Annotated in this window: 20 protein-coding genes and 1 tRNA gene; 12 read left to right on the top strand and 9 right to left on the bottom strand. The window is 70.1% G+C overall.

The window, feature by feature from the left end:
• The first annotated feature begins 49 nt into the window (after positions 1-49).
• A complete protein-coding gene (locus tag HNR02_RS15985; protein WP_179773955.1) occupies positions 50-538 on the top strand; it encodes a MarR family winged helix-turn-helix transcriptional regulator in 489 nt (162 codons plus the stop codon).
• 4 nt (positions 539-542) lie between these two features.
• On the opposite strand, the gene meaB is transcribed toward HNR02_RS15985, so the two are convergent.
• Positions 543-1,520 (bottom strand): methylmalonyl Co-A mutase-associated GTPase MeaB, encoded by a 978-nt coding sequence (meaB, locus tag HNR02_RS15990; RefSeq protein ID WP_179773956.1) that lies wholly within the window; start codon positions 1,518-1,520, stop codon positions 543-545.
• Positions 1,520-2,707: an acetyl-CoA C-acetyltransferase gene (locus HNR02_RS15995; protein ID WP_179773957.1), complete on the bottom strand. Its 1,188-nt coding sequence runs from the start codon at positions 2,705-2,707 to the stop codon at positions 1,520-1,522. Before HNR02_RS15995 ends, meaB begins: the two co-directional genes overlap by 1 nt.
• A 118-nt stretch (positions 2,708-2,825) precedes the next feature.
• Here HNR02_RS15995 and mce point away from each other — a divergent pair, with 118 nt between their 5' ends.
• Positions 2,826-3,269, top strand: coding sequence for a methylmalonyl-CoA epimerase (gene mce, locus HNR02_RS16000; protein WP_179773958.1), 444 nt, complete (start codon positions 2,826-2,828; stop codon positions 3,267-3,269).
• On the opposite strand, the gene HNR02_RS16005 is transcribed toward mce, so the two are convergent.
• Together HNR02_RS16005 and HNR02_RS16010 are read right to left on the bottom strand one after the other, a co-directional pair.
• Positions 3,266-3,856 (bottom strand): TetR/AcrR family transcriptional regulator, encoded by a 591-nt coding sequence (locus tag HNR02_RS16005; protein WP_179773959.1) that lies wholly within the window; start codon positions 3,854-3,856, stop codon positions 3,266-3,268. The genes mce and HNR02_RS16005 overlap by 4 nt on opposite strands.
• 67 nt (positions 3,857-3,923) lie before the next feature.
• Positions 3,924-4,298: an SPW repeat protein gene (locus HNR02_RS16010; RefSeq protein ID WP_179773960.1), complete on the bottom strand. Its 375-nt coding sequence runs from the start codon at positions 4,296-4,298 to the stop codon at positions 3,924-3,926.
• Positions 4,299-4,508: 210 nt separating this feature from the next.
• Between HNR02_RS16010 and ccrA the strand changes: the two genes are divergently transcribed.
• From ccrA to HNR02_RS16035, 5 genes are all read left to right on the top strand, one after another.
• Positions 4,509-5,846: a crotonyl-CoA carboxylase/reductase gene (gene ccrA, locus HNR02_RS16015; RefSeq protein ID WP_179773961.1), complete on the top strand. Its 1,338-nt coding sequence runs from the start codon at positions 4,509-4,511 to the stop codon at positions 5,844-5,846.
• A gap of 13 nt (positions 5,847-5,859) precedes the next feature.
• The gene (locus HNR02_RS16020) at positions 5,860-6,921 is read left to right on the top strand and encodes a coiled-coil domain-containing protein (RefSeq protein WP_179773962.1); all 1,062 of its coding nucleotides are present in this window, start codon (positions 5,860-5,862) and stop codon (positions 6,919-6,921) included.
• Between the two features lie 210 nt (positions 6,922-7,131).
• Positions 7,132-7,257 carry a hypothetical protein gene (locus tag HNR02_RS36120; protein WP_281377233.1) on the top strand — a complete coding sequence of 42 codons (126 nt, stop codon included), beginning with the start codon at positions 7,132-7,134 and terminating at the stop codon, positions 7,255-7,257.
• 278 nt (positions 7,258-7,535) lie between these two features.
• A complete protein-coding gene (locus HNR02_RS16030; RefSeq protein ID WP_179773963.1) occupies positions 7,536-7,985 on the top strand; it encodes a universal stress protein in 450 nt (149 codons plus the stop codon).
• Positions 7,986-7,991: 6 nt separating this feature from the next.
• A complete protein-coding gene (locus HNR02_RS16035; RefSeq protein WP_179773964.1) occupies positions 7,992-8,945 on the top strand; it encodes an adenylate/guanylate cyclase domain-containing protein in 954 nt (317 codons plus the stop codon).
• 342 nt (positions 8,946-9,287) lie between these two features.
• On the opposite strand, the gene HNR02_RS16040 is transcribed toward HNR02_RS16035, so the two are convergent.
• Complete coding sequence (locus HNR02_RS16040; protein WP_179773965.1) at positions 9,288-10,529, bottom strand: aldehyde dehydrogenase family protein; 1,242 nt, start codon at positions 10,527-10,529, stop codon at positions 9,288-9,290.
• Between the two features lie 52 nt (positions 10,530-10,581).
• Entirely contained in the window at positions 10,582-11,310 is a 729-nt protein-coding gene (locus HNR02_RS16045; protein WP_179773966.1) for a M50 family metallopeptidase, read from the bottom strand.
• A gap of 135 nt (positions 11,311-11,445) precedes the next feature.
• Between HNR02_RS16045 and HNR02_RS16050 the strand changes: the two genes are divergently transcribed.
• Entirely contained in the window at positions 11,446-12,102 is a 657-nt protein-coding gene (locus tag HNR02_RS16050) for a maleylpyruvate isomerase N-terminal domain-containing protein (protein WP_179773967.1), read from the top strand.
• A 61-nt stretch (positions 12,103-12,163) separates the two neighbouring features.
• On the opposite strand, the gene HNR02_RS16055 is transcribed toward HNR02_RS16050, so the two are convergent.
• On the bottom strand, positions 12,164-13,114 hold the full coding sequence (locus HNR02_RS16055; protein ID WP_179773968.1) for a DNA-3-methyladenine glycosylase family protein: 951 nt from the start codon (positions 13,112-13,114) through the stop codon (positions 12,164-12,166).
• Between the two features lie 238 nt (positions 13,115-13,352).
• Between HNR02_RS16055 and HNR02_RS16060 the strand changes: the two genes are divergently transcribed.
• The 4 genes from HNR02_RS16060 (at position 13,353) to HNR02_RS16075 (ending at position 15,983) form a co-directional block, all read left to right on the top strand.
• Entirely contained in the window at positions 13,353-14,132 is a 780-nt protein-coding gene (locus HNR02_RS16060; RefSeq protein ID WP_218902900.1) for a ribosomal RNA small subunit methyltransferase A, read from the top strand.
• Between the two features lie 81 nt (positions 14,133-14,213).
• A complete protein-coding gene (locus tag HNR02_RS16065; RefSeq protein ID WP_179775950.1) occupies positions 14,214-15,140 on the top strand; it encodes a S1C family serine protease in 927 nt (308 codons plus the stop codon).
• A gap of 84 nt (positions 15,141-15,224) precedes the next feature.
• Positions 15,225-15,833, top strand: a complete 609-nt coding sequence (gene orn / locus HNR02_RS16070; RefSeq protein WP_179773969.1) for an oligoribonuclease — start codon at positions 15,225-15,227, stop codon at positions 15,831-15,833.
• 74 nt (positions 15,834-15,907) lie between these two features.
• Positions 15,908-15,983 (top strand) — tRNA-His (locus HNR02_RS16075).
• A gap of 89 nt (positions 15,984-16,072) precedes the next feature.
• On the opposite strand, the gene HNR02_RS16080 is transcribed toward HNR02_RS16075, so the two are convergent.
• Positions 16,073-17,365 carry an IS256 family transposase gene (locus HNR02_RS16080; RefSeq protein WP_179773853.1) on the bottom strand — a complete coding sequence of 431 codons (1,293 nt, stop codon included), beginning with the start codon at positions 17,363-17,365 and terminating at the stop codon, positions 16,073-16,075.
• A gap of 208 nt (positions 17,366-17,573) precedes the next feature.
• On the bottom strand, positions 17,574-18,767 hold the full coding sequence (locus HNR02_RS16085; RefSeq protein WP_179773970.1) for an Ig-like domain-containing protein: 1,194 nt from the start codon (positions 18,765-18,767) through the stop codon (positions 17,574-17,576).

Raw genomic sequence — 18,767 nt, forward strand, 5'->3', positions numbered from 1 at the left:
GGTGAGACAGGTCACGGTGCTTCGAACTCGAAGCAAGTAAACTGGGGAAGTGGCAGAATCGCTGGAACCCGAGCAGCTCGACACCTACTTCGCGCTCATGGAGTCGGTCAGCCTGCTGCACCACGCCGTCGAGCAGCAGGTGCGTTCGGCGGGCGGGCTCAGCTACATCCAGTTCCAGCTGCTGGCCCGGCTCGCCGGCGCCCCGGACCGGCGCCTGACGATGACCGCGCTCGCCGATGGTGTCGTCTACAGCCGCAGTGGCCTGACCCACCAGGCGGGGCTGCTGGAGAAGGCCGGATTGATCACCCGCGCTCCCAGCACGGAAGACCAGCGCGCCACGCTGGTCACGATCACCCGGGACGGCTTGGACCGGGTCGCCACGATCCTGCCCGGGCACATCGTGCTCGTCCGCGATCTGCTGTTCGCGCCGCTGTCCGGCAAGGACCTGCGCACGCTCGGCGACACCATGACCCGGGTCCGCGACCACATGCGCGCCCAGCCGCCCCGCTCGGTCGCCACCCGCAAACGCCAGACCTGAGCCGTCAGCCGGGTTCGCGCGTGACCGGTGACAGCGCGGCGAGCAGCTCGTCCGCCGCCGTGTACGGGTCCAGCTCGCGGCCGACGACCTTCCGCGCCACCGTCGGCAGGTGCCCGCCACCGTGCAGGTCGGCCAACCGCGCCTGCAACTCACGCAGCGCGATGGCCTCCACCTCGCTCGCCGCGCGGACGATGCGGCGGCGGGTCAGCTCGCCGTGCGCGGTGAGCCAGTCGTGGTGCCCGGACAGCGCCTTGACGACGTCCTGCACGCCCTCGCCGCGCGCCGCGACCGTCCGCACGATCGGCTGCCGCCAGCTCTCGCCCCGGATCTCGCGGCGCGCGTAGGCGATCATCTGCTTCAGATCGCGCACCACGGTCTCCGCGCCCTCGCGGTCGGCCTTGTTCACCACGAACACGTCGGCGATCTCCAGCACCCCGGCCTTGGCCGCCTGGACCCCGTCACCGAGACCGGGCGCCAGCAGGACCACGGTGGTGTCCGCGAGCTTCACGACGTCCACTTCGGACTGTCCGACCCCGACGGTCTCGATCAGCACCACGTCGAACCCGGCGGCGTCGAGCACCCGTACCGCCTGCGGCGTCGCCCAGGACAGGCCGCCAAGGTGGCCGCGTGTGGCCATCGACCGGATGAACACGCCGGGATCGGTCGCGTGCTCGGTCATCCGGATCCGGTCGCCGAGCAACGCCCCACCGGAGAACGGCGACGACGGGTCGATCGCCAGCACGCCGACGCGCTTGCCCTCGGCCCGCAACGCGGACACCAGCGCGGACGTCGAGGTCGACTTGCCGACCCCGGGCGGACCGGTCAGGCCGATCACCCGCGCGTGCCCGGTGTAGGGCGTCAGCGCCGCCGCCACCTCACGCAGGCGCGGGTGCGCGTCCTCGACCAGCGAGATCAGTTTCGCGATCGCGCGCGGCTGTCCGTCCCGCGCGCGATCGACGAGGTCCCCGACGTCCAGCCGCACTACAGCGCGGGCACCTTCAACAGCAGCGCGTCGCCCTGGCCACCGCCACCGCACAGCGCGGCCGCGCCGAGACCGCCACCGCGGCGCCGCAGCTCGTGCACGAGGTGCACGGCCAGCCGGGCGCCGGACGCCCCGATCGGGTGGCCCAGCGCGATCGCGCCGCCGTCGACGTTGACGATCTCCGGGTCGAGGCCCAGCTTCTCGGTCGACACCAGCCCGACCGCGGCGAACGCCTCGTTGATCTCCACCAGGTCCAGCGCGCTCGTGTCGAGCTTCGCCTTCGCCAGCGCGGCCTTGATCGCGTTGGCGGGCTGCTCGTGCAGGCTCGCGTCCGGCCCGGCGACCACCCCGTGCGCGCCGATCTCGGCCAGCGGCGCCAGGCCCAGCTCCTCGGCCTTCGCGCGGCTCGCGACGATCACCGCGGCCGCGCCGTCGGAGATCTGCGACGCCGAGCCCGCCGTGATGGTGCCGTCCGGGGCGAACGCCGGGCGCAGCTTGGCCAGGCTCTCGGACGTGGTGTCGGCACGCACGCCCTCGTCGGCGTCGAAGACCACCGGGTCACCCTTGCGCTGCGGGATCGACACCGGCGCCAGCTCGGCCTTGAACCGGCCGGCCTCGGTCGCCGCCACCGCGAGCCGGTGCGAGCGCGCCGAGAACTCGTCCTGCTGCTCGCGAGTGAGGCCGTAGCGGGAGTTGTACTTCTCCGTCGCCGCGCCCATCGCGCACTGGTCGAACGCGCAGAACAGGCCGTCGTAGGCCATGTGGTCGACCAGTGTGGTGTCGCCGTACTTGAAGCCGGACCGCGACTTCGGCAGCAGGTGCGGCGCCTGCGTCATCGACTCCTGGCCGCCTGCCACCACGAGGTCGAATTCACCGGCGCGGATGAGCTGGTCGGCCAGCGCGATCGCGTCCAGGCCGGACAGGCACACCTTGTTGATCGTCAGCGCGGGCACGTCCATCGGGATCCCGGCGGCCACCGCGGCCTGCCGCGCCGGGATCTGGCCCGCGCCCGCCGTGAGGACCTGGCCCATGATCGTGTACTGGACGGCGTCCGGCGACACCCCGGCCTGCTCCAGGGCGGCCTTGATGGCGATTCCGCCCAGCTGCGCGCCGGTGAAGTCCTTCAGTGAACCGAGCAGACGGCCGATCGGGGTGCGGGCGGCACCCAGGATGACGGAACCGGACACAGGAGCCTCCAAGACGACAACAACGGCGGTCGATCCGACGATACCCGGAGGGTCCGCCCAGTACAGGTGTGAGCCGTGGCACCCACTCACCCCGGTGCCAAGCTCTATCCTCACCACTATGAATGACGCGCTGAAGCCGTTCGTGACGACCATCGACCACGTCGGCATCGCCGTCGCCGACCTGGACGCCGCGATCGACTTCTACGCGGCGAACTTCGGCATGATCGCCACGCACTCCGAGGTCAACGAGGAGCAGGGCGTGCGCGAGGCGATGCTGCACGCCCCCGGTGACGAGTCGGGACCGGCGATCCAGCTGCTCGCGCCGCTGCGCCCGGACTCGGCGATCGGGAAGTTCCTCGACACCAAGGGACCGGGGCTGCAGCAGGTCGCCTACCGGGTCACCGACGTCGAGGCCGCTGCCGAGTCGCTGCGGGCCAAGGGCCTGCGCCTGCTCTACGACAAGGCCAAGCGCGGCACCGCGAACAGCAGGGTGAACTTCGTGCACCCGAAGGACGCCGGCGGGGTGCTCGTCGAACTGGTCGAGCCCGCCGCCGCGCACTAACCGGGCGCCGGGCGGGCCATCAGCGCTTCGGCGATGAAGTTCAGCTCCCGCTCCATCAGGTCCGGCGGATCGTCCGCGACGTGCCGCGCCACCGAGTGCCGGTAGCTGACCGCGAGCGCCAGCAGCCCGGCCGCGCTGTCCACGTCCGCCACCGCGAGATCCCCTTCACCCGCCGCGATGATCACCGCCCGCACCTGCCGGACCAGTTGCTGGAACCGCTCGTGCAGCGCGTCCCGCACGGCGCGGTGCGTGTCGGCCTCCCGCCACAGCAGGTGCGACAGCATCCGCGAGTCCGCCAGGCGCGTGTCGAGCGCGGACACCAGCCGCCGCAGGCTTTCCGCGATGTCCCCGGCGACCACGACGTGCGCGGGATCGATCTGCTCGTCGGGCAATCGTTTGATCAGCGCGCTCAGCAGATCGGACTTGCGGCGGAAGTAGTAGTGCACGAGCCCCTTCGGCACGCCCGCCCGGTCGGCGATCCGGGACGTCGGAGTGGCGTCGAAACCGCTTTCCGCGAACAGTTCCTCGGCCGCGCGGAGGATCCGCTCCCTGGCCGGGAGATCGTCCCCGGAATCCGACCGCGCCACTCCGCCCGCCTCTCGTGCCGATCCGGTCCACGTTATCCGAACGCGGGCCGCCCCGGAACGGTGCCGCTCAGTGCGCGGTCGTCGCTCCGCCGCGGTGCACCGCGTTCGCCACCGGGAGTGCCGCCAGCCCGGCGACCGCGGTCAGTGCGCCGATGATCCAGGAGGACCACGCCGCCACGTCCAGCTGGGTGTAGGTCATCACCCACGGGGCGATGAACAGCAGCGCGCCCAGGACGACCTGGGCTCCTTCGCCGTAGACGAGGCCGGGCATCGAGAGCGACAGCAGGCCGTCCAGCGCGATGACGGCGCCCAGCACGACCATCGTCCACATGGCGGTGGTGTCGGTGTCCGCCCACAGTGGCGTCAGGAGCGCCACCACCCCGAGCACGACCTCGGCCCAGTCGTGCGGACGGGTCCACGACCGCATCGGACGTTCAGCCATTCGTGATCACCTCCGGCATCCGGGGAGACCGCGCTGGTGCAGCCTCCACGTCTGCGATTGTGCGCCTTGGTTGGCCGGCCGGTCAATCACGTGTGCATTACGGCGAACCGGTCGAACCGGACGGGTGGGACCCGTCTTCCGCCGCAGTGGTGGCGCTGGACGTTACTGGCCAGTAATGTCATGCTCCCCGAACCAGCGCAGGAGGCGGACATGACGCTCACGGACATCCGGGATGCCATCCTCACCGGTGACACCACCGCGGTGGGCGACCTGCCGGTGCCCGAGACCTATCGCGGCGTCACCGTGCACGAGGACGAGGCGGGAATGTTCGACGGGATGCCCTCCCGCGACAAGGACCCGCGCAAATCGCTGCACGTCGACGAGGTGCCCACCCCCGAGCCGGGTCCGGGCGAGGCGCTCATCGCAGTGATGGCCAGCGCCATCAACTACAACACCGTGTGGACGTCGATCTTCGAGCCGATCTCCACGTTCAAGTTCCTCAAGCGCTACGGCAAGCTGTCGCCCCTGGCCCAGCGCCACGACCAGCCCTACCACGTGGTCGGGTCCGACGCGGCGGGCGTCGTGCTGCGCACCGGGCCCGGCGTGCACCGGTGGAAGCCCGGCGACGAGGTCGTCGCGCACTGCCTCAACGTCGAACTGGAGGGCCCGGACGGGCACAACGACACGATGCTCGACTCCGACCAGCGCATCTGGGGTTTCGAGACGAACTTCGGCGGGCTCGCCGAGCTGGCGCTGGTCAAGGCCAACCAGCTGATGCCCAAGGCGGACCACCTGACCTGGGAGGAGGCCGCCTGCCCCGGCCTGGTCAACTCCACCGCCTACCGGCAGCTGGTGACGACGAACGGCGCGAACATGAAACAGGGCGACGTCGTGCTGATCTGGGGTGCCTCCGGCGGGCTCGGGTCCTACGCCACCCAGTTCGCGCTGAACGGCGGCGCCATTCCGGTGTGCGTGGTGTCCAGCCCGGAGAAGGCCGAGATCTGCCGCCGGATGGGCGCCGAGCTGGTGATCGACCGCAACGCGGAGGGTTACCGGTTCTGGAAGGACGAGAACGACCAGGACCCGAAGGAGTGGCAGCGCTTCGGCGCGCGCATCCGCGAACTGACCGGCGGCGAGGATCCGGACATCGTGTTCGAACACCCGGGCCGGGAGACGTTCGGCGCTTCGGTTTACGCGGCGCGTCGCGGCGGAATCATCGTGACATGCGCTTCCACGTCCGGTTATCTGCACCAGTACGACAACCGCTACCTCTGGATGAACCTGAAACGGATCATCGGCTCGCATTTCGCGAACTACCGCGAGTCGTGGGAGGCCAACCGGCTGATCGGCAAAGGTCTGATCCACCCGACGCTGTCGAAGACGTATCCGATGGCCGATACCGGGCAGGCCGCGCTGGACGTGCATCGCAACGCCCACCAGGGCAAGGTCGGCGTGTTGTGCCTGGCCCCGGAGGAGGGGCTGGGCGTGCACGACCAGGAGATGCGCGAGAAGCACCTGACGCGGATCAATTTGTTCCGCGGAGCCTAAGTAGTCTGGCGTCATGAGCCTTGGCGACGAACGAGAGCTTGTACCGCTCGGCGCGGGATTCGACCTGGCCAAACGCGGTTACGACCGGCACCAGGTCGACGAGCACCTCGAACGGCTGGACAGCGACCTGAAAATGCTCGCCGCCGACCGGGATGCCGCCATCTCGCAGGCCGGCGACCTCGCCCGGCAGCTGGAGCAGGCTCGCGGCGAGATCGAGAACCTGCGCGGGCAGGTCGAGCGGCTGGGGCAGCCGCCCACGACGGTCGAGGGCCTGTCCGAGCGGTTGCAGCGCATGCTGCGGCTGGCGCAGGAGGAGGCGGCCGACACCCGTGCCCGCGCGGAGGCCGAGGCCGGGCACATCCGGGCGAAGGCCGAGTCCGACGCCAGCGCCATGCGCGCCCGCTACGAGCAGCTGCTGTCGGAGCTGGACGCGCGGCGCAAGGAGATGGAGGCCGAGCACCGCAAGGTCCTGGAGACCGCGCGCGCCGAGGCCGAGTCGATCACGACCAAGGCGAAGGACGAGCGCGACCGGCTCGACCGCGACGCCGAACAGCGCCGCACCCAGGTCGAGGAGGACTTCGAGATCGCGATGGCCTCCCGCCGCACCGAGGCGATGCGCGTCCTGGCCGAGCAGGAGGCCACCAGCAAGGCCGAAGCGGAGCGCCGTGTCCGCGAAGCGTCGGACGAGGCGGCGGCGATCCGCAAGAAGGTCGCCGACGAGGAGGCGTCCGCGACCGCCGAGATCCAGCGCCGCCGTCGCGAATCGGTCGAGGACGCCAACCGCCGCAAGCAGGAGTCGATCACCGAAGCGAACGCCCGCCTGGCCGAAGCGGCGGACGAGGCGGCCCGCCGCGTCCGCGAAGCCACGGAAGAGTCGACCCGCCGCATCAACGCGGCCGCCGACCGGGTCGAGGCGCTGCGCAAGCTGCGCGCGGGGATCGCGGAGCAGGTCAAGGCGGCACGCGAGGTGCTGGTCGAGGCGAACGCCGCACTGGGTGAGGCCGAGCCGGTGATCGAGCCGCTGCCGGAGGAGCGTGAGGCCGCGTCGGCGGGCAAGCCGTCCGGGCGGCAGTAGGTCGGGGAGTCGGGGGCCCGTGGACGAGCGCGTTGCGTAAGTTGCGTGTGGGATGCGCGGGGCGGGTCAGGGCGGCCCGTGAGCTGTTGGTTGAGGTGAACGCCGCGCTGGGTGAGGCCCTGCCGGTGATCGAGCCGCTGCCGGAGGAGCGTGAGGCCGCGTCGGTGGGTAAGCCGTCCGGGCGGCAGTAGGTCGGGGAGTCGGGGGTCCGTGGACGAGCGCGTTGAGCTGTTGGTTGAGGCGAACGCTGCGCTGGGTGAGGCCGAGCCGGTGATCGAGCCGCTGCCGGAGGAGCGTGAGGCCGCGTCGGCGGGCAAGCCGTCCGGACGGCAGTAGGTCGGCGGGGCCCGAGGCGACCACGGCCACCTGCCCTCCGGCCGGGTACCGGTACCCAGTCGAGGTTCCACGTCCGCACTGATGGCCAGGGGTCGGTGCCGACCGCCGGTCGCCCGGCTTCGCGCATGATCGTCGCAGGCCGGGCTCCGGTTTCCGGGTGCGGGTGAGAAAGGTGGAACGTTCCCCGGTGGCGGGGCTGCGCAGAAACCGACTGGCGAGTAACCTTGGGCGCCACTTGCGAAAGCGCACAGGCGCGCACCCTTGCCGGAGGTATTGGGATGGCTGCATACCGGACCGTGGTTGTCGGTACGGACGGTTCTGATTCATCGTTCCGAGCTGTGGACCGGGCGGCGGCGGTGGCCGCGGATTCCGGCGCCACGCTCGTCATCGTGTGCGCCTACTACCCGGCGACCAGGCAGGATGTCGAGAAGGCCCAGGACGTGCTCGGCGAGGAGGCGTACCAGGTGGTCGGCTCGGCGCCGGCCGAGGACACGCTCCGCTCGGCGCGTGACCGTGCGGTCAAGGCGGGTGCGGGCAACACCGAGACGGCGGCCGTCGTCGGGGAGCCCGTCGAGGCGTTGCGCAAGATCGTGTCCGAGCGGTCGGCCGATCTGCTGGTCGTCGGCAACCGGGGGCTGAACACGCTGACCGGGCGGTTGCTGGGGTCGGTGCCGTCCGAGGCGGCGCGCAAATCGAAGGTCGACGTTCTGATCGTGCACACCACGTAGGCCGGCGTGGACTCCGAACACCTCGAGAGCGTCCTGCTCGGCGGCAAGCGCCGCTACACCCGGCTCGAGGTGGCCGAGAAGGCGGGCGTGCCGATCGAACGGGCCGCCCGTCTGTGGCGTGCGCTGGGGTTCGCCACCGTCGGCGACCACGAGGTGGTCTTCACCGACGCCGACATCGACGCGGTGCGGACCGCGGACCAGCTGATCTCGTCCGGCCTGCTCGATCGGGGGCTGGAGGCGCCGGTCGCGCGCACGCTCGGCCTGCACCTGTCGCGTCTGGCGGAGTGGCAGGTCCGCATGCTGTGGACCCTGATCACCGAGAACGAGCATCTGGGCCGGGACGACGCGCAGACCGTGATGCTGGTCGAACGTCTGCTGCCGGAGCTGCAACGTGTGCAGGACTTCGTGTGGCGACGGCATCTGGCCGCCTTCGCCGGGCGGGCGCTGGCCTCACCGGACGAGGACCTGGAGGCGCGGACGGAGGTCGTCGGGTTCGTCGACATGGTCGGCTACACGCGGCTGACCCGGAGCTTGGACGAGGGCGCGCTGTCCGCCGTGCTGGAGGGGTTCGAGCTGCTCGCGACGGAGGTGATCGCCGATCATCACGGCCGGGTGGTGAAGATGATCGGCGACGAGGTCCTGTTCGTCGCCGACGCGCCCGCCGACGCGGCCGGGATCGCCCTGACGCTGACCGAGCGCACGACCGCCGACGAGGACCTGCCGGAGGTGCGGGCCGGCCTGGCCGCGGGGCGCATCCTGAGCCGGTTCGGCGACGTGTACGGCTCGGTGGTGAACGTGGCCGCCCGGCTCACCTCGCTGGCCCGTCCGGGGACGGCGCTGATCGACCGGGCACTCGCCGACGAGGTCGCCGAACTCCCGGGCTTCGCGGTGCGCTCCCTGCGCCCGGTCACCGTGCGCGGCTACACGCGCCTCCACCCATACGTCCTCCGCCGCGCCTGACGCACCGACCACAAGGCGGCAGCCCCCGCGCCGCGACCCGCAACCGCGCGCCGACGGAACGCATGCGGCGCGCGACTGATCCCCGCGCACTCGCCGAAGCACTTACTGACAGGCGTGCGGCCCGGACGGATGCTCGACCGCCACACCCGCGCCACTCCTGCGTCAGGAGACCACTCGGACGAACGCCGCGGGAGCGCCGGCTGTCACGCTCGCCGCGGCAGCGGTACGCCCGCATGCCACGCCTCGCTGCTCCCGCGCCACTCCTGCGCCACGAGTGGCCACCCGGACGGAACCCGGAGCGCCGTCGTCACGCGGACGCGGCAGTCCAGCAGTGCTCGGGCGTCAGCGGTCCGCAGGCAGGACGGCGTACTGGCGTACGTACAGGTCGGTGTACGTGACCGGGCCGCGCGGGCCGGGTACCCGGTCCAGGTTGATGCCCGTCTCCGGCACGGCGAGCAGCTTGAAGCCGTCCAGCAGCCGGGTCGGGGCGTTCCAGAACACGCCGGTGCCGGTGTAGCCGTCGAAGAACGCCGTGGCCGTTTCGGCGTTCTCGGTCGCGATGCCCGCCGCCAGCCCGGAGGTCTGCTCGTTGGCGATGGTGACCGCTTCGGCCAGGCTGCCGACCTGCGCGACCGTGACGGTGGCCTCGTGGTCGGAGTCCAGCGCCCACTCGTAGCCGATCGCGTGCTCGTGCGGCGGCAGGGACGGCGTCACCTTCCGCTCGGCCATCGCCGCGGAGATCACGGGCCACAGCTGGTCGTGCACCGCGGAATGGATCAGCAGCAGGTTCAGCCGGTTGCAGACACCGAGCCGGTCCAGGCTGTCGAACACCAGCTCGCGCGCCTTCTCCGCATCGGCGGCCTCGTCCACGTACAGCACGCCACCACCGTCGGCGTGGGCGAGCGTCCGGACCCCGTGCTGGGCGGCTTCCAGCGCCAGCGCGCGGGTGCTCTCGCCGCTGCCGCGCAGGATCACCAGCGGCACCAGGTCCGGGAACCGCACCAGTGCCGCCGCCGCCTCCCGTTCGACGCGTGGCACCAGCTGCACCACGCCCGGGTCGATGCCCGCGTCGGCCAGCGCCGGCGCGATCACGACCTCGAGCAGCCGCTGCGCGGACCCCAGCGCGGCCGAACCGGTGCGCAGCACCCCGCCGTTGCGGGACTTGACCAGCTGCGACGCGACGTCCACTGTCACGTTCGGCCGGGCTTCGTAGTTCGCCCCGATCACGCCGACCGGGCGCCGCCGCTCGACCAGCCGCAACCCGCCGGACAGCGAGTCGCACGGGATCTCGCGCTCCGGATGGGGCGCCCCGGCGAGCAGGCGGAGCTGCTCGGCCATACCGGTCAACCGCTCTTCGGTGATCGTGAGCCGGTCGAGCAGTCCGGCGCTCATGCCGTCCTGCCGCGACTTCGCCACGTCGGCCCGGTTCGCCTCCAGCACCGCTTCACGTGCGTCGAGGAGACGGCTCGCCATGCCGGTCAGTGCGGCGTCGATGGCCTCGTCGGACGCGGTGGCCAACGACGGCGCCGCGGCCTTGGCCGCCCGCGCGCACTCCTCAACAGCCTTCGCCACCACGTCGGACACCGCTACCTCCACACTGGGAACTCGAGAGCTTCCAGTGTGCCGCACGGGCAGGTCAGGGCTGCAGCGCGGGTTCGAGCAGCCAGGCCCCGCCGACGACCAGACAGGTCACCGCGATCACCCCGAGCATCAGCATCCACAGCGACGCCGGCACCCCGGTCAGCCGGGCGAGCTGATCCGCGTCGGAGTCCCTCGCCGCACCGCGGCGCCGCTTGATCTGCAGCTCCACGACCGGACGGAACCCGCCGAGCAGCAGGAACCACGTGATCAGGTAGATGAACCACGCCTGCACCTGCGGTCCAGCGACGAGCGCGACCGCGGCGAGCCCGGCGGCCGTGAGCACCACGGTCAGCACGCCGTAGGCGTTGCGGACCATGACCAGCACACCGAGCAGCAGCACCGCGGCGAGCACGAGCATCACCGTGATGCGGCCCGCGGCCAGCAGACTCGCGAAGACCAGCCCGAGGATCCCCGGAGCCGGGTAACCCGCGAGCGCCGTCAGCACCATCCCCGGGCCCTCGGGCTTCCCCCGCGAGACCGTGACCCCCGAGGTGTCCGAGTGCAGCTTGATGCCCTGCAGCCGCCGCCCGGCCAGCACCGCGATCAGCGCGTGGCCCGCCTCGTGCACGATCGTCACCACGTTGCGGGCCAGCCGCCACGGCGCGCCGGAGAGCACCAGCAGGAGCGCCACACCGCCGGTCACCAGCGGCACCGGGATGGACGGGTCCGGCTGGGCCCCGAAGAGACCCGCCAGCACGTCGAGCTCAGCCGTCGCCTCGTTCACGCGCGAAGCTCACCACACACCGGGTGCGCTCCCTGTTATCACCCCCATCTCGTTCACAGCTCCTTCACTGGTAGTTCCCGGGCCCGTGCCGCGAAACCGCTCGCCGCGCCAGGCGGCCACTGTTAGCTTGCGGCCGTGGATCTCTTCTCCCGCTCCTGGGCAGCGTTGCGCAAGGCGGTTGCCGACCTGTCGGACGAGGACCTCGCCCAGCCGTCCGGCTGCGCCGGCTGGCTGGTGCGAGACCTGGTGTGTCACCTGATCATCGACGCGCAGGACGTCCTGATCACCCTCGCCACCCCGGCCGACGCGGAACCGACCCGCGACGAGGTGACCTACTGGGACGTCACCGGCACGCCGCCCACCGGTGAGGACCCCCTCGACGCGCTGACCGTCCGGCTGGCCGCCGCCTACGGGGAGTCGTGGCTGCTCAAGTTCCACCTCGACGACCTCGGTTCCGCCGCGGGCCGAGCGGCGGGGCACGCCGACCCGCGCGCCCGGGTCAGCACCCGCGACGAGGTCCTCACCGTCGGCGACTACCTCTCCACCTACGTCATGGAGTGGACGCTGCACCACCTCGATCTGATCCGGCATCTCCCGGACGCGGCCGAGCCGCCCGCGGAAGGGCTCGCCCGCTCGCGCGAGATGCTGGAGAAGATCGCCGGAACCGCGTTTCCCGCGTCGCTGTCCGACAAGGAGGCGCTGCTGATCGGCACCGGCCGACGCCGGCCGAGCGACGCGGAGAAGGCTGAGCTGGGCGAACTGGCGACGAAGGTCCCGTTCGTCCTCGGGTGATCGTTCCGGCTGAACGAGCCCGTCCGGCGGACGTCAGCACCTCGCGGCATCGCGGCTCCGGTCAGGCTGCCTTCCCGGGCACCACCCCTTCCGGCCGCTTCCGCGAGGAGCCGGCGGTGCGGCGGTCGCGGTCGAGGCGGAACAGGAGCGCGGCCCAGCTCCGGTACGGGGCCCACGCGTCGGCGACCGCGGACAGCTCGGCCGTCGACGCGCCGGGGCGGTCGTAGATCCTGCGCATCTCCTCCAGCAGGTATCGCTCGCCCGCGGGGAAGACGTCCGGATGGCCGGCTCCGCGGATCAGGACCAGCTGTGCCGAGAACGCGCCGATGCCCGGCAGGGCGCGAAGGGCGTCCAGCGCGTCTTCCGGCTCCCCGGCGCGCAGGGCGACCGGGTCGAGTACCCCGTCCAGCGCGGCCTCGGCGACGACACGCAGACGGTCCACCTTGATCTCCGGCAACCACGGTGGCGCGGGTATCTCCAGCAGTTCGGCCGGTGCCGGGAACGACCACAACGGACATCCGTCGACATCGAGGCGCGTGCCGTGCCCTTCGGCGATGCGTTGCTTGAACAGCGCCGCCTGGCCGAACCGGATCCGCTGAGCGATGATCGCCCAGCAGGCGGCTTCATAGGGCGAGGTGAACAACACCGGCCGCAGCCCGGGGTACCGCGCCTGCAGCCCTCCCACCACCGGATCGCGCTCCCCGACAGCGGTGAACCCGGCGCCGTCGACATCCAGTGACAGGATCCGCTGTACCTGTCTCGCGACCTCGGCAACCTCGGCATGCCCTGTCACCACCGACACTTCCAGCGAGCCGGGCGCGCGCTGCCGGACTCGCACCCCGGTGTGGCGCCAGCTGCCCGGCATCGGGAAGGCCAGCCGCAGGACGCCCGGATCCCCGGCCGCGTCCGGTCGCGACGCCGGCGCGAAACCCTCCAAAAAACCCGCGGCCGCGGTGAGGTCGAACGGACCCGGCACGGCGATCTCCACGGTGCCGGTGACTGTGCTCGTCATCGTTGTTCTCCTTCGGTCGGACGATGATGGTGTGACGGTAGCGGCACCCACCGACAGTTTTCGGAAAACCGCTTGCCCGCACCGCTAACGTGGAGCGCATGGCTACCTTGTGCCAGTCCCGCGCGGCGTTCGCCCGGTTGCGGCGCGCCTGACGCGGCGGCTGCCTCTTCCGCGCTTCTCCCGGCCCGTCAGCCGCCGCGTCATGAGCTCCTGCCCGCTCTCATGACGTGGAGTACCCATGCCTTCGGCACCCCGTGCCGCGCGGTCGAGCGGTGTGCATTTCCTTGCCACACCGGCGATCGCGGCACAGCTCGTCCAGTCCTGCGCCATCGGCGGCGACGATCTCGTCCTGGAGATCGGCGCCGGACAGGGCGCCCTCACCGGTCACCTCGCCGCCACCGGTGCGCGCATTCTCGCGGTCGAGCGAGATGACCATTTCGTGCGCCGTTTGCACAATCGCTTCCGTGACCGTCCGAATCTCCGTATCGTTCACGCTGATGCACGCGAAATCTCCTTGCCCCGGCGCCGTTTCTTCGTCGTGGCCAACCTGCCGTACGCCCTGTCGACGACGCTCTTCCGCCGTCTGCTCAGCCCGCACACCGCGCTCCACCGGGCCGCGGTGATCGTCGAATGGGGCTTCGCCAAACGCGTCTGCGCGACCGTGCCGCGACAGCTCGAACAGGCATGGTGGGCGTCACGCTTCGACCTGGAACTGGTGTCGCGCATCGGATCCCGGCACTTCTCGCCGCCACCGCGCGTCGACTCGGCACACCTGGTGATCCGCCGCAAGCCGTTCCCGCGATCCGCCGAACGTGCACTGTGGACGGTCCTCTCGGCCGCCTACCGGCAGCCGGCCGCACCGGCACACACCCTGTTCGACCGACGTGCCCTGCGGCGCGCCGAAATCCGTCCGAACGAGATCAACGCCGACATCTCACCCGATCGGTGGGCGCGACTGGCTCGTGACCTGTCTCCCGGCCGGCCCTGGCCCGCCCTGCCGAAACGGTTGCGCCCCTGAGGTTTCTCAGGAAATGCTTCTCAGCTGATTATCGGGTTGCTCCACAGGATTCTCACAAGAAAGGGGACGAATCTCGATGCCATGAACGAGAACGAGTTCCGGGCAAGCCAGGCCGGCGCGCAGCCGCCGACCCACAGTCACCCCCACTACCAGCAGCCGGTCGCGGCCGCGCCGGTTCTCACGCCACCGCGGCCGAAGAAGAAGCGCGTCGCGGCCCTCGTCACCGCGAGCACCCTCGCGGCGGCGGTGATCGGCGGCGCCGGCGGCGCGGCCATCGTCGGCCTCGGCGACGGTTCCCAGACCAGCGCACCCTCGTCGGCGACCACCGTGTCCACCTCCACCACGGCCAACACCGACGTCAGCGCCGTCGCGGCCAAGGTGCTGCCCAGCGTCGTGCAGGTCAACGTCACCACCCGCCAGGGGGAGGCCATCGGTTCCGGAGTCATCCTGTCCTCGGACGGCAAGATCCTCTCCAACGCCCACGTCGTCTCCGATGCCGTCGGCGACGTCACCATCACCCTCTCGGACGGCACCGAGTACCAGGCCACCGTGCTCGGCTCCGACACCACAGCCGACATCGCCGTCCTCCAAGCCCGCAACGCCAGCGGCCTCACCGCCGCCACCCTCGGCGACTCCAGCCAACTGCAGGTCGGCGAAGAAGTCGTCGCCGTCGGCTCACCCGGCGGACTGCAGAACACCGTCACCACCGGCATCGTCAGCGCACTCGACCGTGATCTCTCCGACATCTCCCGCGGTGAACCCGACACCCCCTTCGGGCAGACCGCCAACACCAGGAACGAACGCCCGAGCTACACCGCCATCCAAACCGACGCCTCCATCAACCAAGGCAACTCCGGCGGCCCCCTCGTCAACATGAACGGCGAGGTCATCGGCATCAACTCCGCCCTCTACAGCCCGTCGTCCACCTCCACCGGCTCAGTCGGCATCGGCTTCGCCATCCCCATCGACGACGCCAAGACCATCATCGACCAGATCGAGAACACCTGACGAACGAACCGGGCGGGCCGCCACCAACGGCCCGTTCACCCCAGCCGGAGGGCCGCCACGCGCGGCCCGCGTTAGGGTTTCCCGGTGACCGACCGTCTTGTCTGGATCGACTGCGAGATGACAGGGCTCGACCTGGCCAAGGATGCCCTCATCGAAATCGCCGCGCTGGTGACCGACGCCGACCTCAACATCCTCGGCGACGGCCTCGACCTCGTCATCCACGCCGACGAGGACAAACTCGCCGGCATGCCCGACGTCGTGCGCGACATGCACGCGCGCTCCGGGCTCACCGAAGAGGTCCGCCGCTCCACCACCACACTCGAGGAAGCCGAACAACGCGTCCTCGACTACATCCGCACCCACGTGCCCGAACCCAACAGCGCGCCACTCGCAGGCAACTCCATCGCCACCGACCGCGGCTTCATCACCCGCGACATGCCCGCACTCGACACCCACCTGCACTACCGCATGGTCGACGTCTCCTCGGTCAAAGAACTCGTCCGACGCTGGTACCCGCGCATCTACTACGCCAAGCCCGAGAAGGGCCTCGCCCACCGGGCACTCGCCGACATCCGCGAATCCATCAGCGAACTCGACTACTACCGGCGCACCGCCTTCGTGCCCATGCCCGGCCCCAGCACCGAAGAAGCCCGCAGCGCGGCCACCGAAGTGCAGCACAAACACACGACCTGACCCCCCGCGCACCCCGTCCCCACGGCCACGCTACGATATCCCGGCTGGTGGCGATCGCAAGACGCCCCAACATGGTGGGTGTAGCTCAGCTGGTAGAGCACCTGGTTGTGGTCCAGGAAGTCGCGGGTTCAAGTCCCGTCACTCACCCCACAAGCCCCACCCCTGCTCGGTCGCTGTGCGACCTCGCCGGGGTGGGGTTCGTCGGGTCTATCCCGTGATCGGTGTTTCCGGCGGTTCGGTTAGTAGGTTTCGGCTCCCGGCCAGCGGTCACCGAACGTGATGGCGAACGCGTTGATGACTGGCTTCCAACGCATTGTCCATCGGGCGCGGCCGGTCCCGGTCGGGTCCAGGCTGCGAGTCACAAGATACAGACACTTCATCGCGGCTTGCTCGGTGGGGAAATGTCCACGCGCGCGGATCGCCCGCCGGTAGCGGGCATTCAGTGATTCGATTGCGTTCGTCGAGCAGATCATGCGCCGAATTTCAACATCGTAGTCCAGGAATGGCACGAATTCTTCCCACGCGTTGCGCCACAGCCGAACCATCGCACCATATTTCTTGCCCCATTTCTGCTCGACTTCATCCAACGCGGCAAGTGCAGCATCAGGAGTCGGGGCCGTGTAGATAGGTTTGATGTCCCGCTTGATCTCGTCCCAGTGTTGCCGCGCCGCCAACCGGAAAGTATTGCGGATCAAATGAACGATGCACGTCTGAACGATGGTCTGCGGCCACACGTTCGTGACAGTCTCCGGCAGACCTTTGAGGCCGTCACAGACGAGGAAGAACACGTCGCGGATCCCGCGGTTCTTCAGATCGACCAGCACGCTCATCCAGAACTTCGCGCCCTCGCCACCGACGCCCATCCACAGACCCAGCACGTCCTTCTGCCCGTCCACGGTCACGCCGATGGCCGCGTAGACCGGCCGGTTGGCGACCTGACCGTCCCGAACCTTGACGTGGATAGCGTCGATGAACACCGCCGCGTAGATCGCGTCGAGTGGGCGGCTGGCCCAGTCCTGCATCTCGGCGACAACCTTGTCGGTGATCCGCGAGATCGTCTCCTTGCTCACCGACGCCCCGTAAATCTCGCCGAAATGGGCGGAGATCTCGCCCGTGGTCATCCCTTTCGCATACAACGACAACACGATCTCGTCCACGTCGGCAAGCCGCCGCTGCCGCTTCTTCACGATCTGGGGCTCGAACGTGCTTTCCCGATCCCGCGGAACCTCGACCCGCACCTCGCCGGCAGCATCCGAGATCACGGTCTTCGGCCGAGTCCCGTTCCGCACGTTGGTCGATTCCCGGTCCGGCTCCGCCTGATTCTTCTCATGGCCGAGGTGCTCGGTCATTTCCTCGTTCAGCGCCGTTTCCAGCACGTTCTTGGTGAACAGCTTCAGCAGGCCGTCCGGGCCGGTCAACGCCAACCCTCGCGCCTTGGCCTCGGCCACCATCGCCGCCGCGGCGGCCTGCTCGGGCGACAGCTGCGCCGGCTTCTGGTCACGCTTGCGTGGACTCACAAGATCCGATGTCATCACTCACAGTGCCCATCCCGCCGGACCTCAGCCCGGCGTGTCGGGCCAGAAACACCGATCTTGGAACAGTCCCGGTTCGTCATTTTGTCCGGGGGCCGAGCCCCCGGGGCCCCACGGTGCGTGCTTCTTGCGTTGGCAGGTGAGGAGCGTGGAGTGGTGACCAGCTGGGCCCGGACGCGGTCGCTGGGGCGACCGCGTCGGGCGGGGGTCAGGTTGTGGGGGTTGTCCAGGCGGGCCACGGGAGTTGCCAGACCGACCAGCCGTCCGTGGGTTCCAACTGCTGGCCGCCGCTGTTGGTGACCGTGAAGAGATCGCCCTTCTTGGACAGGTCCATCAACCACTTGGCGTTGTCGTTCGAGAGATTGATGCAGCCGTGGCTCACGTTCCGGTGGCCCTGCGAACCCACCGACCACGGCGCCGAGTGGTAGAAGATCCCGCTGTTCGACAGGCGCACCGCGTACTTGACGAAGGTTCGGTACCCGCCAGGAGTGTCCGCCGGAACACCATAGGTGCCGGAGTCCATCGTGTAGCCGACGTGCTCGCTCATCACCGTGTAGGTGCCCGCGGGCGTGGTGTGGCCCGGCTTCCCCATCGAAATCGGCATGGTCCGCACCTCGGCGTCATTCACCGACACCGTCAACTGGTGCGAACCACCATCAGCGACGACGGTCACCTTGTCACCCACCGTGACGGATGCCGCACGGTCCTCCAAGCCATAGGCGCCCCCGCCCAGCGGCTTGCCGTAGATGGCGGCGTCCACGGAGATCTTCGTGCCCGGCCGCCAGTAGTCCTTCGGACGCCAGATGACCGTGTCGTCACGCGTCCAGCGGAAAGCGCCCTCCGTCACCGGCTCGGTCGCCACCTTCAGAGCGCGCTCAGCCGCCTGCCGGTCGGTGACCTTCGACGAGAAGGTGAAGATCAACGGCATGCCCACGCCGACCGTCTCGCCCTCCTGCATGTTCAGCGAAACGGAAATCGTCCGGCGCGGCTTGCCGATCGTGGTGAACGTGGAGGTCGACGTGACCGGCTTGCCGTCGGCGCCCACGGCGACGGCGGTGAGCGTGTACTGCTTGCCGTAACCCAGACCGTCGGTGAACTCCCACGAACCGCCGTCGGCCGCCAGCACCCCCGGAACCACCTCACCCGCCGGGTTGCGCAGGGTGACCTCGGTCAACCTGCCATCGGACGCCGTCACCGAAACGGGTTCCCCTGGCGCGATGTCGCTTGCCCCGGTCGCGGGAACCGTCGCGATGGTCACCGGCTTGGCCACCTCGGCCGTCGCGGACGAGGGCGCACCCTGACCGCCCGTACCCCCGCTACCGGGTTCCGAAGTGCAGCCCGCCAGCAGCCCGGCGACCAGTACCAGGCAGGCCCAGCCGCCCACCACCGCCGAACGTCTCAT

It is taken from the genome of Amycolatopsis endophytica, from assembly GCF_013410405.1.
Lineage (GTDB): Bacteria > Actinomycetota > Actinomycetes > Mycobacteriales > Pseudonocardiaceae > Amycolatopsis_E > Amycolatopsis_E endophytica.

Coding starts and splice junctions, on each gene's coding strand:
- mce (WP_179773958.1), top strand. CDS start 2,826: ATGAATGACGCGCTGAAGCCGTTCGTGACGACCATCGACCACGTCGGC.
- HNR02_RS16010 (WP_179773960.1), bottom strand. CDS start 4,298: ATGGCTGAACGTCCGATGCGGTCGTGGACCCGTCCGCACGACTGGGCC.
- ccrA (WP_179773961.1), top strand. CDS start 4,509: ATGACGCTCACGGACATCCGGGATGCCATCCTCACCGGTGACACCACC.
- HNR02_RS16020 (WP_179773962.1), top strand. CDS start 5,860: ATGAGCCTTGGCGACGAACGAGAGCTTGTACCGCTCGGCGCGGGATTC.
- HNR02_RS16030 (WP_179773963.1), top strand. CDS start 7,536: ATGGCTGCATACCGGACCGTGGTTGTCGGTACGGACGGTTCTGATTCA.
- HNR02_RS16055 (WP_179773968.1), bottom strand. CDS start 13,114: ATGACGAGCACAGTCACCGGCACCGTGGAGATCGCCGTGCCGGGTCCG.
- HNR02_RS16060 (WP_218902900.1), top strand. CDS start 13,353: ATGCCTTCGGCACCCCGTGCCGCGCGGTCGAGCGGTGTGCATTTCCTT.
- HNR02_RS16065 (WP_179775950.1), top strand. CDS start 14,214: ATGAACGAGAACGAGTTCCGGGCAAGCCAGGCCGGCGCGCAGCCGCCG.
- HNR02_RS16080 (WP_179773853.1), bottom strand. CDS start 17,365: ATGACATCGGATCTTGTGAGTCCACGCAAGCGTGACCAGAAGCCGGCG.
- HNR02_RS16085 (WP_179773970.1), bottom strand. CDS start 18,767: ATGAGACGTTCGGCGGTGGTGGGCGGCTGGGCCTGCCTGGTACTGGTC.